The organism is Loktanella atrilutea (assembly GCF_900128995.1).
Classification (GTDB): Bacteria; Pseudomonadota; Alphaproteobacteria; order Rhodobacterales; family Rhodobacteraceae; genus Loktanella; species Loktanella atrilutea.
The window spans coordinates 93174-106826 of the sequence record NZ_FQUE01000005.1; the positions used below are offsets into that span (position 1 = coordinate 93174).

Consider the following 13653-nt stretch of genomic DNA (forward strand, 5'->3'; position numbering starts at 1 on the left):
ATGCGCCGCTGGATCACCCGCCCCATCGCCCTGTTGCTGCTGCTGCTCGTCGCCGCCACGGGTGCCGCGATGCTCAATACCGACACCTGGTGGATCCGGTTCCTCGATTTTCCCCGGATGCAGATCGCGGCTGCGCTGGCGGTTCTCGTGCTGGTCTACATGCTGATCGCGGGCTGGCGCGGCATCGTGGTGACGCTGTTGTCCCTCGTGGCCCTCGGGGTGCAGGTCCGCACGCTCTGGCCCTATCAGCCGCTGGCGCGCCAGATGGTCGCCCACACGCCGCGCTGCGCCGACGACGGCGTGCTGCGGGTGCTGTCCACCAACGTCCAGCGCGGCAATCAGGACGTGCAACAAGTGATCGACATGATCCGTGCCAACGATCCCGACATCCTGCTGGTGATGGAGACCGACGAACGCTGGGACCGTGACCTGACGCCCCTGCGCGACGACTACGAACACGTCATGCAATCCATCCCCGAGGATGCGACCTATTTCGGAATGCACGTCTTTTCCCATTACCCGCTGGAAAACGCCCGGTTCGAGTTTCCCTTCGACAGCGACACGCCCCTCTTCGTCGGCGACGTCGCCCACCCGCGCGGCACCGTGCAGTTCCTCGGCGTCCACCCCCGCCCGCCCCAGCGGGGCCAGTCGTCGGAAATGCGCGACGCCACCGTGCTGACCGCCGCGCAATACGCCGCCGACAGCGAGGCGGTCAGCATCATGGCGGGCGACTACAACGCGACGCCGTGGAACGACACCGCGCGCCTTGCGATGCGGGTTGGTCAGGTGCTCGACCCCCGTCAGGGCCGCGGCCCGCTGGTCAGCTTCGATGCGGAAAGCGCGTGGATGAAATGGCCCCTCGACCAGATCCTCTGGCAGGGCGGGCCGGGCATGCTCGACTTTCAGGTGCTGCCCGCCGTCGGTTCGGATCACTACCCCGTCCGCGCCGATCTCTGCCTGACCACCAACGCCCCCGGCGACCCCGCCGCGCCGCAGGACGGCGACGCAGCGGCCGTGCAGGCAATCTTCGCCGCCGCGTCCGAGGGTTGAGGCGCCGGCCCCCAGCGCCTATGTCACCCGCAACCCATCCAGACAGGACCAGCCCCATGACTCATGCCCCCGCCTTCGATGCCCACACAGACGCGGGCGGCAAGAACCTCGGCGACCTGCCCGAATGGGACCTGACCGACCTCTACCCCGCCCCCGACAGCGCAGAGATCAAGCGCGACATGGACTGGCTCGAGGCCGCCTGCGCCGACTTCGCCGCCGACTACGAAGGCAAGCTCGCCGATCTGGACGCCGCCGGCCTGCTGGACGCCGTCAAGCGGTACGAGAACATCGACATCATCGCCGGGCGCATCATGTCCTACGCCGGATTGCGCTACTACCAGATCACGACGGATGACGAACGCGGCAAGTTCATGGCCGACTGTCAGGACCGGATGACGACCTACACCACGCCGCTTGTCTTCTACGGCCTTGAATTCAACCGCCTCGACGACGCCCATCTGGCCGATCTCATGGATCAGAACGCCGACCTGCGCCGCTACAAGCCGGTCTTCGACCGCATGCGCGCGATGAAGCCGCACCAGCTGTCCGACGAGATGGAAAAGTTCCTGCACGACCAAAGCACCGTCGGCGCCGCCGCATGGAACCGCCTCTTCGACGAGACCATGGCCGGCCTGACCTTCGACGTCGACGGCGAACCCCTGAACCTCGAATCCACCCTCAACCTGCTGACCGACCGCGACCGCGCCAAGCGCGAGGCCGCGAGCACGGCGCTGTCGCAGGTCTTCGCCGCGAACGTCAAGCTCTTCGCCCGCGTCCACAACACCCTCGCGAAAGAGAAGGAGATCGAGGACCGCTGGCGCAAGATGCCGACCCCGCAATACGGCCGCCACCTGTCCAACCATGTGGAACCCGAGGTGGTAGAGGCGCTGCGCAACGCCGTCGTCGCCGCCTATCCCCGCCTGTCGCATCGCTATTACGCACTGAAGGCCAAATGGCTCGGCCTCGACAGGATGCAGACATGGGACCGCAACGCGCCCCTGCCGATGGACACCGACCGCATCGTCAACTGGGAAGAGGCGAAGGGCATGGTGCTGGACGCCTACGCCGATTTCGCGCCCGAAATGGCCGAACTTGCCAAACCCTTCTTCACCGATGGCTGGATCGACGCGGGCGTGAAGCCCGGCAAGGCCCCCGGTGCCTTCGCCCACCCGACCGTCAGCACCGTGCACCCCTACGTCATGCTGAATTACCTCGGCAAACCGCGCGACGTGATGACGCTCGCCCATGAACTCGGCCACGGCGTCCACCAGCGGCTTGCCGCCGGTCAGGGCGAACTGCTCTCCTCCACCCCCCTTACGTTGGCCGAAACCGCCTCCGTGTTCGGAGAGATGCTGACCTTCCGCAAGCTCCTCGACGGCGCGAAGACAAAGCAGGAGCGCAAGGTCCTCCTCGCCGGCAAGGTCGAGGACATGATCAACACGGTCGTCCGCCAGATCGCCTTCTACGACTTCGAATGCAAGCTGCACGCCGCCCGCGCGAAAGGTGAACTGACGCCCGACGACATCAACGCCCTGTGGATGAGCGTGCAGGCCGAAAGCCTCGGCCCCGTCTTCGACTTCCACGCGGGGTACGAGACGTTCTGGACCTACGTCCCGCACTTCGTCCACTCGCCCTTCTACGTCTACGCCTACGCTTTCGGCGACGGTCTGGTGAACGCCCTCTACGCGGTCTACGCCGAAGGCGACCCGGACTTCAAAACCAAGTATTTCGACATGCTCAAGGCGGGCGGGTCCAAGCACCACACCGAACTGCTGGCCCCCTTCGGCCTCGACGCCGCCGACCCCGCCTTCTGGGACAAGGGCCTGTCGATGATCGAAGGCTTCATCGACGAACTCGAGGCGATGGAGGACGACGCATGAGCGTCGTCACCCTCGCCCCCTACACGCCGGACCAGCACGACGCGGTCTGTGCGCTCAAGGTCGCGCCGGAACAGGTCGTGTTTTCCGGCCAGGCGGAGCAATTCGTCACGCAACCCGATGCAGACATGGACATCCATGTGATCCACGCGGATGGCGCGTTGGTCGGCTTCTTCCGTATCGACCTCGACTATGCCCGCATTCACGACTTCGCCGCCCCCGGCGATCTCGGCCTGCGCAGCGTGATCGTCGACCACCGGCATCAGGGCCGCGGCATCGGCAGCGCCATGATCCGTGCCCTGCCCGTCTATCTGGCGCGCCACTACCCCGGTGCCACCGACATCTGGCTGACCGTGAACCTGCGCAATCCAGGCGCCCGCAAAAGCTACCTCAACGGCGGCTTCGTCGACAATGGGGCACACTATCTGGGCGGCGACGCGGGCCCGCAGCACATTCTGCACATGACACTCGAACCGGCCCTCAGCCGATCATCTGCCTGACGACGGTGCTCAGCGACGACGCCTCCGCCGCTTCCTTGCGGGCCAGCGCGGGGGTCTGCCGCGACCAGCCGCCGTTCTCGCCCAGATCCAGCATGAAATGCGCCACATCCGCCATCCGCGTGCGGATCAGATCCTCGGGGATGACATCGGCGGTCACGGTATAATCGCCCGTCACCGCCCCCTCCATCAGCCAGCCGGGCCGCACCGCTGTCCAGTCCACATCGCTGGTCCGCAGCTGCGCCTCCATCTCGGCCATCTGGTCCAGCACATTGTGCAGCGCCGCCATGGCCGGCAACCGGAAATACAGCGGTCCGCGGTTCTTGGCCTCGACGAAACTGGCAGAGATCACGACCAGCCGGTCCACCCCCGCCTGATGCATCCCCCGCAGGATATTGGTCGTCCCACGGGTATAAAGCGGCGGCGGGTCCAGCAGCGTCTTCGCCGCATTGCCGACCCCCAGACAGGACAGCACCGCGTCGACGCCGGAAAAACACGCCGACAGATCGTCGTTCAGCACATCCGCGCGACACAGCTCCAGCCCGTCGCGCGCCTCCGCCTCCGGCCAGTCAAGCTCGACCGCGCGCACACTGTGCCCGCGCGCCAGCGCCTGATCCACCAGCGCCCGGCCGACACCGCCGGCCGCGCCCAGAACTGCAAACGTCGTCATCCTGACTGGCCCCGCTTTTGTCTGCGGGGCCAACCCCCGCCCGGCTCAGCGGTTCCCCGCGGCGGCAAAGACCATGTCCATCATCGCCTGCGTGCCACGGCTGAACTCCAGCGGGCAGGCATAATCGGCACCCTGCGCCGCGGCGCCGAAAGCCTCCACCTGCAGGACGTAGTGATTCGCCGCCGGCCAGCGCTCGTGCGTCCGCTTGCCCGCCTCCGTCTCCAGCACCAGCTCCGCCATGTCATAGACATTGGCGTTGAACGGACTGGTCAGCCGCACCAGACCGGTGTCGCCGTGAAACAGGATGCTCTGGGCCGGCTGCATCCGAGTAGACACCACCGCGCCATAGGTGAAGTCGCCGAAATCCGCCGCCACCTGCGCAAAGACGTCGACGCCCCCCTCGTAATCGACCCGCGCGTGGGTCACCGCCACCGGCTCCGCCCCCGTGACGAACCGCGCCGCGCCAAAGGCATAGACCCCGATGTCCGGCAAGCCGCCGCCCCCCGTCTCGGGCTTGTTGCGGATGTTGGCCCTGTCCGGGTTGTTGTAGGTAAAGACCACCTCCACATGCCGCAGCCGCCCGATCGCGCCGCCCCGCACCAGTTCGCGCGCGCGCACGAACTGCGGATGATGCACGATCATGAAGGCCTCTGCCGCCATCTTGCCGCTGGCATCCCGCGCGGCGATGATCCTGTCGATCTGCGCCGCCTGCAGCGCGATCGGCTTTTCGCACAGGACGTGCTTGCCCGCTTCCAGCGCTTTCACGGTCCAGTCGACATGCAGATGGTTCGGCAGCGGGATATAGACCGCATCCACACCGGGATCCGCCAGCAGCGCATCGTAGTCCCGATGCACCCGCAGACCCGGCGCAAAGGATTGGAATCCCTCGGCCTTTTCCGCCGAAGAGGTCGCCAGCGCCACCAGCTCCGCCCCCTTGGCTGCATGGATCGCGGGCCCCATCTGCGTCCGCGCGAAATGCGCCGCCCCCAGTATCCCCCACCGCATCGCAATTTCCTTCCACTTGCAAGGAAAACGCCCGCCGGTCATCCCACCGCCGACGCCGTCCTCGCTTTTTCAAAAAATACTCCCGCCGGAGGCATCCGACGGGAGCAATTCATCACGACCCTAGCGAAACGCTCACGCGCCCTCAAGCATCCCCCGCTCGGCCGCCAGCTCGCGCATCCGCTTCTGCAGCTTCTCGAAGGCCCGGACCTCGATCTGGCGGATCCGCTCGCGGCTCACGTCGTATTGCGAGGACAGATCCTCCAGCGTGATCGTCTCGTCGTTCAGCCGCCGCTGCATCAGGATGTCCTTCTCGCGGTCGTTCAGGACCTCCATCGCCTCGGCCAGCATCTCGCGGCGATTCTCCAGCTCGTCACGCTCCTCGTAGTCGCCGGCCTGGTCGGCGTCCTCGTCCTCCAGCCAGTCCTGCCACTGCATCGTGCCTTCGCCCTCGGACCCGACCGTCGCGTTCAGCGACGCATCGCCGCCCGACAGACGCCGGTTCATCGACACGACCTCCGCCTCGGTCACGCCAAGGTCGGTGGCGATGCGCTGCACGTTCTCGGGGCGCAAGTCGCCTTCCTCCAGCGCGCCGATCCGGTTCTTGGCCTTGCGCAGGTTGAAGAACAGCTTCTTCTGGGCGCTCGTCGTGCCCAGCTTCACCATCGACCACGACCGCAGGACGTATTCCTGGATCGCCGCCCGGATCCACCACATGGCATAGGTCGCCAGCCGGAACCCCTTCTCGGGGTCGAACTTCTTCACCGCCTGCATCAACCCGACGTTGGCCTCGGAAATCACCTCGGCCTGCGGCAGGCCGTAGCCGCGATAGCCCATGGCGATCTTCGCCGCCAGCCGCAGATGCGACGTGACCAGCTGATGGGCCGCGTCGGTATCCTCGTTCTCGGTCCAGCGCTTGGCCAGCATGTATTCGGTCTCCGGCTCCAGCATCGGAAACTTGCGGATCTCCTGCATGTAACGGTTCAGCCCCTGTTCAGGAGAAGGCGCCGGAAGGTTCTTGTAGTCACTCATGTCAGGTTCCCCTCTGCCCGATGTTCACGGGCTTAACATCCATATGGGTCGACGTGGCGCGGTTTTCAATCATCGTCACTGCTCTGGATTAACAATGTATGACCGTAGCCGTTCCGTCACGCACCCGTAATCTCTGTGCGATAACGCACACCAGCCCGGCATCGTCAGCCCTGCCGCCTCAAATCGCGCAAAAGCTGCGCCATATCCTCCGGCAGGTCCGCGGCAAACTCCAGCGTTTCGCCGCTCACCGGATGCACGAATCCCAGCGTCGCCGCATGCAGCGCCTGCCGGGGAAAGGCGCGAGCCGCGGCCACGCCGCCCTCGCCCACCGCGCGCGCGGCCAGCTTCTGCCGCCCGCCATAGACAGGGTCGCCGATCAGCCCGTGACCGCAATGGGCCAGATGCACGCGGATCTGGTGCGTGCGCCCGGTCTCCAGCCAGCATTCCACCAGCGCAGCCACCGCGGGCGTGCCCAGCGGCTCCACGATCCGCACCCGGGTGACCGCGTGGCGACCGGACTGGAACGAGACCGCCTGTTTCTGCCGGTCGGTCCGGTGGCGGCCCAGCAGCGTCTGGATCTTCAGGATGTTGCCGGGCTCGAAACTGGTGCCCTTCACCCCCCGCAGGCGCGGGTCGTTCGCATCCGGCACGCCGAAGCAGACCGCCAGATAGCGCCGCTGCACCGTATGGGCTGCGAACTGCGCCGCCAGCCCCTGATGCGCCGCATCCGACTTCGCCACCACCAACAGGCCAGAGGTCTCCTTGTCGATCCGGTGCACGATCCCGGGCCGCTTCATCCCGCCGACGCCGCTCAGATCGTCGCCGCAGTGATGGATCAGCGCATTGACCAGCGTGCCATCGGGACTGCCGGGCGCCGGATGCACGACCATGCCCGCGGGCTTGTTCAGCACGATCAGGTCCGCATCCTCGTGGACGATGTCCAGCGCGATGTACTGCGGCGCGATATGGCTGTCCTGCGCGTCTTCCACCGTGATGGCGACCGCGGCCCCTTCCGCCACGCGGGCGCGCGGATCGGTCACGACGGTGCCGTCGATCTCTACCGCGCCCTCGACGATCAGCCGACTCAGCCGCGACCGCGACAGCACCGCATCCTCGGGCACATCCCGCGCAAGGGCCTTGTCCAGCCGCGCGGGCGGGTCGGTGTCGATCTGGAACGTGACGCGCTCGGCCATCGGAAACTCCTTGCAAGCGGGCCGCATAGCCCCGCCGCCCCGCCTTGTCACGGGGTTACGGACCGCACGGTCCGGTCATCCGTCTTTCACACAGGTTAACACATTGTTTTATTTTACATAATATGTATCGCATGCGAAACATTTGCATTTCCAAATGTATTTTCCCGACCCGTTGGGCGGCGGCTGGCGGCGAAGGGCGGGGGAAGGATGGTACCACGTCCTGGTCTCGAACCAGGGACCTCTTGATCCACAATCAAGCGCTCTAACCAACTGAGCTAACGCGGCACTGGGGCGGGATTTAGCGAACCGGTCCCGCGATTGCAAGACCCCTAGAGAGCAATCTGCCAGTGCTGCTCGACCACGTCGACGCCGAAGGACCGCGCGGGCACCGACCGTTCCAGCGTGAACCCGGTCCGCGCGTAAAGCCGCCCCGCCGCCACGTGGCTCTCGTGCGTCCAAAGCGTCATGCCCTTGTATCCCGCGTCCCGCGCGAATCCCATGCAGGTCGCCAGCAGCCCCTGTGCCAGCCCGGTGCCGCGCGCCTCCGGCTCCACCAGAAACAGACGCAGCTTGGCAAGGTCCGCCGTCTGCCGCACGCAAAAGATCGATCCCGCCCGCGTACCCTCCCGCTCCGCGATCCAGCCATGTTCGCAGGCCGGATCGTGGGCGTTCGTGAAATCGGTGACGATCTGCCGGACCAGTTCACCGAAACTGGCGTCGAAGCCCTCGTCCCGGGCATAGAGCGCCGCATGGCGCGCCACGACCCAGTCGCCATCCGTATCGCCGCGAAAGTCCCTGATCACGTTGCCGGTCATCGTGCCCCCGCCCTTGCCAAGCCGCCCGGTTCATCCTAACTCGACCCATCATTGCAGGAGCGGGCCATGGGTATCAACGACGAACGCGACCTCGAAGCGAACATGCAGATCGGCCCGACCGAACTCGGCATGGTGCGCCTCTTCATCACCTCCGGCACGATGGAGATCCCGATGGATTTCGACCCCGAGGAAGCCGAGGAGATCGCCGAGGAGATCCGCGCCGCGGCCCATGCCGCCCGCGCCGTCAAGCCGCGCTAGACTTCGCGACGATCTTGGCGTTGAAGCGTGCCACGTCGATCGTGGCGCGCCGGTGCGTCCCCTCTCCGATCAGCCCGTCCGCATCCCATGCGGCAACGCGGAACCGCAGGCTGCGCCCCGCGACCTCGATCAGTTCCGCCTCCGCCCGGATCTCCATCCCCTCGGGCGTCGGCGCGACGTGGGTGACATTGATGTCTGTCCCCAGCGAATGCTGCCCCGCATCCTGATGCGGCAGGATGCACTTGATCGCCGTCTCCTCCAGAAACCCCACCAGATACATCGTCGCCAGCACCCGCGGCATGGCGGAGAAGTCGCCGAAGACCCCCGCCGCCCCCGGTACCAGCATGGCCTCCGTCACGATCATCCGCGCCTCGGCCCGCAATCCCACTGTCAGCATCTCACCCTCCGAACGGCAGCACGAACCCCGGGTCACGCGCCGCCTGCGCCCGCACCGCCGCATGGCGGGCGAATTTCTGGATCATGACCTTGCGCCGCGCCGGCGCAAGCTTCGTTTCCGGCCCCATCGCCAGAATTTCCGCGTCATAACTGTCGGCGATCATCAGCCCGGACCCTTCCGGCAGCAGTTCGGTCGGAAAGGCCGGCCCCACCGCCCAGAAGAACCGGTCGCACCACGCGAGGTAGCCCTGCCACTTCGCATCCGCCAGGAAATCCGCGCGGGACGACTTGCACTCCACGATCCAGATCTCGCCCTTCGGGCCCAGTGCCATGACATCGACCCGCAACCCCGGCGCGGGCACCAGTTCCTCTACCGTGACGAAATCGTGGCCACGCAGATGGCGCGACACGCCCCGCGCCAGCAACTGTCCGGGCATCAGGTCAGGAGGTGTGAAATCATCCGGCATGGCCAAGATATGAACAAACCGGAAACACGGGTCAAGCCCACGGCGCGATTTCCGCCGTCCCCCCTTGCCGGACAGCCCCCCCGCGCCTAACTTGAGCGGTGGCGGGTTTCTGCTCTTCCCGTGCGCATGGGGGCTACATTCCAGTGGCCTTAAGCAAATCCGAGGGCGCTGGCTCTGTCCGGACCCTGGTCCGATTAACCGGTGCCCACCTGTACATACAGGTCCTCGGGAATAAGCCCTCGCACGTTTGCAGCGGTTCCCGCCACCATCATCCCGCGCTGCGCGCAAGCGCTATGAAGGCCACCCCGGTCGAGATGAAATTCACCCCCAGCATGACCCCGATCGCCCATAGCGCCGTGCCCGGAAGCCCCGCGATCAGCAGCAGGCCCAGCAACAGCGTCACGACGCCATTGAGCGCCAGCCAGCCCCAGCCTCGTTCAGGCCGGTGCTGGACCGCGATCACGCCTTCCGCCGCGCCCTGCATCAGAAAGACGACACCCAGCAGAAAGGTCAGCCCGACCAGCCCGGTCAGGGCAAAGAAGGCAAGATAGACGCCCAGCGCCAGCTGCAGGACAGCGATGAACCCCGCCAGCAGGCCAGACCGCCAACCGCGCGACTGCACCGCGTGCCACAACAGCACCGCCCCGGTCAGCAGGAAGACCCAGCCCAGCGCGACCTTGGCCACCACGGAAAAGACCAGCGGAAACAGCACCGCCAACACCCCCACCACGATCATCACGATGCCGATGGTGCGGAACCGCCCGCGGTGCGCGCGCACCGCATCCATGATACTGGGAGGAAGGGGATCAGGCGTATGGGTCATGATAACCTCCGGCAAACTTTATACCGGACGAACAGCCGGATCGGCAGGCCGGTTCCACCTTCTTCTCGTCTCAAATACCTCGGGGTCCGGGGCAGCGCCCCGAAAAAGGGGTGGGCGGGCGGGGCCCGCCCCACCCCCAAAATCAAAATCCGCCGGGCGTCACTTCATGCGCCATGTGATCCAGTACCGCGTTCACGAATCGCGGCTCGCGCCCGTCGGGAAAGAACGCGCCGGCCACGTCGACGAACTCGGTGATGACCACGCGCGGCGGCGTGTCGCCCATGACCAATTCGGCGCCCGCGGCGCGGAACAGGGCGCGCAGCGTGGGGTCGATCCGGCCGAGGGGCCATTTCGCCACCAGCGCCCGGTCGGTCATCTGGTCGATGCGCGCCTGTTCGTCCACCGCGCGTTCCATCAACCCGCGGAAGGTGTCGACATCGCCTTCCTGCATCTCCACGTCGTCGAAGATCTCGCCGAAACGATGGTCCTCGAACTCGCGCATCACCGCATCGACGGTCTGGCCGATCGCCTCCATCTGGAACAGGGCCTGCACCGCGTAAAGCCGGGCCGCGGTGCGCATCTTGCGGCGCTGGTTGTTGGAAACGGTCATACGGTGTCACCGCCCTTGGCCAGCGTCGTCGCGGTGAAACCGACAGGCTTGCCGGTGCGGCCCCACTTGCGGGACAGGGCGATCAGGTGCAACGCCGCCGCCGCGGCCCCGCCGCCCTTGTTCTGCCCGTCCGCCTGCGCCCGCACGGCGGCCTGTTCGTAATTCTCTACCGTCAGGATGCCGTTGCCGATGCACAGCCCCTGCAGCCCCAGCAGCGTCAGCCCGCGCGAGGAATCGTTGCAGACCGTGTCGTAATGGGTCGTCTCGCCACGGATCACGCAGCCCAGTGCGACATAGCCGTCTAAGTTGCTCATCCGTGCCGCGATGCCGATGGCGGTCGGGATTTCCAGCGCGCCGGGGACCTCGGCCACTTCCAGCTCTACCCCCGCCTGATCGCAGATGGCGCGGGCGCCGGCGATCTGCTGGTCGAAGATGTCCTTGTAATAGGGCGATGCGACGGCCAGCAGCTTCACCGGCGTGTCGAAGGCGGGCAGCGGCAGGCTGTAGTGCATGGGTCCGGCCATCATCCGATCTCCGAGATCTTGCGGGTGCCTGTAATCTCCAGCCCGTAGGCGTCGAGGCCCACGACCTTGGGTTTCGGCGAATTGGTCAGCAGTTCGATCCGGTGCAGCCCCAGCGAGGACAGGATCTGCGCACCCAGCCCGTATTGCCGCAGGGTCTGTGGCGAGACCTCGTCGTCGGGCACCATCTTCATGTGCAGGTCGCGCAGCAGGACCAGCACGCCGCGGCCTTCGGCCGCGATCAGTTCCATCGCGTCGCTGAACTCGTTGCGCCGGCCGCGCGGGCCGGCGCCCACCACGTCCAGCATCGGGTCCAGTGCGTGCATCCGCACCAGCACCGGCGCGTCGGTCGTCACGTCGCCCTTGATCAGCGCGATATGCTCGGCGCCCTGCGTCTCGTCCGTATAGATCCGCATGTCCCATGTGCCGCCGAACTCGCTGGTGATCGTCTGGCTGGACTGCTGGCGCACGAGGTTGTCGTGGCGGCGGCGGTAGGCGATCAGGTCGCTGATCGTGCCGATCTTCAGCCCGTGCAGCTGGGCGAAGGCGATCAGGTCCGGCAGGCGCGCCATTTCGCCGTCGTCCTTCATGATCTCGCAGATCACGCCAGAGGGGTTCAGCCCGGCGAGGCGGCTGATGTCGGTCGCGGCCTCGGTGTGGCCGGCGCGGACCAGCACGCCGCCGTCCTTGGCGCGCAGGGGAAAGACATGGCCCGGCGTCGCGATGTCGGCGGCGCCCTTGCTGGCGTCGATGGCCACGGACACGGTGCGCGCCCGGTCGTGGGCGCTGATGCCGGTGGTCACGCCCTCGCGCGCCTCGATCGAGATCGTAAAGGCGGTTTCGTGGCGCGAGGCGTTGTTGGTGCTCATCAGTTGCAGGCCCAGCGCGTCGATGCGGCTGCCGGGCAAGGTCAGGCAGATCAGGCCGCGGCCGTGGGTCGCCATGAAGTTGATCGCGTCGGGCGTCGCCATCTGCGCGGGGATCACGAGGTCGCCCTCATTCTCGCGGTCCTCGTGGTCGACGAGGATGAACATGCGGCCGTTGCGGGCGTCCTCGATGATGTCCTCGATCGGACTGATCGCATCGGACCAGTCGCGTTCGACCGGACCGGGAGTCTGAAAGGGCTGGGTCATCGGGATTCCTTTGGCGTGTCGCCCCGGCAGATAGCCCAGACCGAGCGGTTTGAAAAGATCGCCGCCGGGGCGTCAGGCGCCCGCGTCGAAATACTGCGCGGCGGCGACCCAGCCCGCCGCGCCAGCGGCCGCCACCCAGTCGCGTTCGAGCGCCGTGTCGCCCACGATGACGTAGCGGTCGGCGGCGGCGCCACGGGCGCGGACGGCGGTCTTCAGGTGATCGCGGGTCGCGGCCCAGGACAGGGTGATCGCGGGGGCGGCACAGGCCGCATCAAGGCCCGGCTTGGCCGCCAGGGCTGTTGGCGTGACCCGCGGCTGCGCCACGCCGACCCGGTCCGCCTGAACCGCCGCCAGCCGCCCGGCCCGGTCCCGCGGGATCGCGTCGCCGTCGCGCAGCACCCGCAGCGCGTTGGAAGAGAAGAGGAATCCGATCAGGTCGTGTCCGGTGCTGGCGCGGATGCCGGCATAGGTCTTGTAGGGCAACCCGAGGGCCTGCGCGCGCTTCACCCGCAGACGCACCACCTCGATCGGCAGGACGGGCAGCAGGTCGCGGCGGGCCTTGGCCCAGGCCAGGGTGCGAAAGGCGTGGCCCGGCTCTCTCACCCGGCCGGAGTTGTGGCCGATGCCCGCCATCAGTCGTAGTCCCGCAGGCGGGCGACGTAGCGGGCCATCGTATCGACCTCGAGGTTGATCGCGTCGCCGACGCGGGTTTCGCCCCATGTGGTGACGGCCTTGGTGTGCGGTATGATGTTCACGCCGAAGTCGCGGCCGTCGACGGCGTTCACCGTCAGGGAGGTGCCGTTCAGCGCGACGGAGCCCTTGGGCGCGATGAACTTCGCCAGCGATTCAGGCGCGCGGAAGGTGAAGCGGGTGCTGTCGCCCTCGTCGTGCATCGCCACGACCTCGGCCACGCCGTCGACGTGGCCGGATACGATGTGACCGCCGAGTTCGTCCCCCACCTTCAGCGCGCGTTCGAGGTTGAGGCGCTTGCCGGGTTCCCACGGGTGCCGTGAAAGGCTGGTGGCGCCGACCGTCTCGGCGCTGATGTCGACGTCGAACCAGGGCTGCGGATCGCGGCCCAGGGCGACGACGGTCAGGCACACCCCCTCGCAGGCGATGGAGGCGCCGATGTCGATGCCGTCGGGGTCGTAGGCGGTGGCGATGCGGGCGCGCAGGTCGCCGCGCTGGTCCACCTGCAGCACATGGCCCACATCGGTGACGATTCCGGTAAACATGGCACGCTCCTTCACGGTTTGTATCGAGGTAAACCCTACATCCGCCGCAGACAAGCGGTGCGACATGCGTGCCA

Annotated in this window: 17 protein-coding genes and 1 tRNA gene; 4 read left to right on the forward strand and 14 right to left on the reverse strand. The window is 66.8% G+C overall.

The genetic code is table 11. From position 1 onward, the window contains the following. From BUA54_RS11720 to BUA54_RS11730, 3 genes are read left to right on the forward strand one after another with little or no spacing between them, the layout of a single operon-like run. Positions 1 to 1050, forward strand: a complete 1050-nt coding sequence (locus BUA54_RS11720; RefSeq protein WP_072857444.1) for an endonuclease/exonuclease/phosphatase family protein — start codon at positions 1 to 3, stop codon at positions 1048 to 1050. Between the two features lie 56 nt (positions 1051 to 1106). After that, a complete protein-coding gene (locus BUA54_RS11725) occupies positions 1107 to 2930 on the forward strand; it encodes a M3 family oligoendopeptidase (protein WP_084114363.1) in 1824 nt (607 codons plus the stop codon). Then, a complete protein-coding gene (locus BUA54_RS11730) occupies positions 2927 to 3427 on the forward strand; it encodes a GNAT family N-acetyltransferase (protein WP_072857446.1) in 501 nt (166 codons plus the stop codon). Before BUA54_RS11725 ends, BUA54_RS11730 begins: the two co-directional genes overlap by 4 nt. Here the strand turns inward: BUA54_RS11730 and BUA54_RS11735 are convergent. From BUA54_RS11735 to BUA54_RS11760, 6 genes are all read right to left on the reverse strand, one after another. Beyond that, a complete protein-coding gene (locus BUA54_RS11735; protein WP_072857447.1) occupies positions 3408 to 4094 on the reverse strand; it encodes an NAD(P)-dependent oxidoreductase in 687 nt (228 codons plus the stop codon). The two genes, BUA54_RS11730 and BUA54_RS11735, sit on opposite strands and share 20 nt — an antisense overlap. Positions 4095 to 4139: 45 nt before the next feature. Then, the gene (locus tag BUA54_RS11740; protein WP_072857448.1) at positions 4140 to 5099 is read right to left on the reverse strand and encodes a Gfo/Idh/MocA family protein; all 960 of its coding nucleotides are present in this window, start codon (positions 5097 to 5099) and stop codon (positions 4140 to 4142) included. 132 nt (positions 5100 to 5231) lie between these two features. Beyond that, entirely contained in the window at positions 5232 to 6128 is an 897-nt protein-coding gene (rpoH, locus tag BUA54_RS11745) for an RNA polymerase sigma factor RpoH (RefSeq protein WP_072857449.1), read from the reverse strand. A 164-nt stretch (positions 6129 to 6292) separates the two neighbouring features. Beyond that, the gene (locus BUA54_RS11750) at positions 6293 to 7321 is read right to left on the reverse strand and encodes an RluA family pseudouridine synthase (RefSeq protein WP_072857450.1); all 1029 of its coding nucleotides are present in this window, start codon (positions 7319 to 7321) and stop codon (positions 6293 to 6295) included. Between the two features lie 208 nt (positions 7322 to 7529). Next, positions 7530 to 7606, reverse strand: a tRNA-His gene (locus BUA54_RS11755). Between the two features lie 44 nt (positions 7607 to 7650). Continuing rightward, complete coding sequence (locus BUA54_RS11760; protein WP_072857451.1) at positions 7651 to 8136, reverse strand: GNAT family N-acetyltransferase; 486 nt, start codon at positions 8134 to 8136, stop codon at positions 7651 to 7653. A gap of 66 nt (positions 8137 to 8202) precedes the next feature. Here BUA54_RS11760 and BUA54_RS11765 point away from each other — a divergent pair, with 66 nt between their 5' ends. Then, positions 8203 to 8394 (forward strand): DUF6324 family protein, encoded by a 192-nt coding sequence (locus BUA54_RS11765; RefSeq protein WP_072857452.1) that lies wholly within the window; start codon positions 8203 to 8205, stop codon positions 8392 to 8394. Here the strand turns inward: BUA54_RS11765 and BUA54_RS11770 are convergent. The 8 genes from BUA54_RS11770 to BUA54_RS11805 form a co-directional block, all read right to left on the reverse strand. Beyond that, on the reverse strand, positions 8381 to 8791 hold the full coding sequence (locus BUA54_RS11770) for a thioesterase family protein (protein WP_072857453.1): 411 nt from the start codon (positions 8789 to 8791) through the stop codon (positions 8381 to 8383). The two genes, BUA54_RS11765 and BUA54_RS11770, sit on opposite strands and share 14 nt — an antisense overlap. Before the next feature lies 1 nt (position 8792). Further along, positions 8793 to 9257: an MmcB family DNA repair protein gene (locus tag BUA54_RS11775; protein ID WP_072857454.1), complete on the reverse strand. Its 465-nt coding sequence runs from the start codon at positions 9255 to 9257 to the stop codon at positions 8793 to 8795. A gap of 268 nt (positions 9258 to 9525) precedes the next feature. Beyond that, the gene (locus tag BUA54_RS11780; protein ID WP_072857455.1) at positions 9526 to 10080 is read right to left on the reverse strand and encodes an HdeD family acid-resistance protein; all 555 of its coding nucleotides are present in this window, start codon (positions 10078 to 10080) and stop codon (positions 9526 to 9528) included. Positions 10081 to 10222: 142 nt separating this feature from the next. After that, complete coding sequence (nusB, locus tag BUA54_RS11785) at positions 10223 to 10690, reverse strand: transcription antitermination factor NusB (protein WP_072857456.1); 468 nt, start codon at positions 10688 to 10690, stop codon at positions 10223 to 10225. Then, positions 10687 to 11214 (reverse strand): 6,7-dimethyl-8-ribityllumazine synthase, encoded by a 528-nt coding sequence (locus tag BUA54_RS11790; RefSeq protein ID WP_425434966.1) that lies wholly within the window; start codon positions 11212 to 11214, stop codon positions 10687 to 10689. The genes nusB and BUA54_RS11790 overlap by 4 nt, the downstream gene beginning before the upstream one ends. Beyond that, positions 11214 to 12344 (reverse strand): 3,4-dihydroxy-2-butanone-4-phosphate synthase, encoded by a 1131-nt coding sequence (gene ribB / locus BUA54_RS11795; protein WP_072857458.1) that lies wholly within the window; start codon positions 12342 to 12344, stop codon positions 11214 to 11216. The genes BUA54_RS11790 and ribB overlap by 1 nt, the downstream gene beginning before the upstream one ends. 72 nt (positions 12345 to 12416) lie before the next feature. Then, positions 12417 to 12977 (reverse strand): hypothetical protein, encoded by a 561-nt coding sequence (locus BUA54_RS11800; protein ID WP_084114367.1) that lies wholly within the window; start codon positions 12975 to 12977, stop codon positions 12417 to 12419. Further along, positions 12977 to 13579, reverse strand: coding sequence for a riboflavin synthase (locus BUA54_RS11805; RefSeq protein WP_072857459.1), 603 nt, complete (start codon positions 13577 to 13579; stop codon positions 12977 to 12979). Before BUA54_RS11805 ends, BUA54_RS11800 begins: the two co-directional genes overlap by 1 nt. Positions 13580 to 13653: the final 74 nt, after the last annotated feature.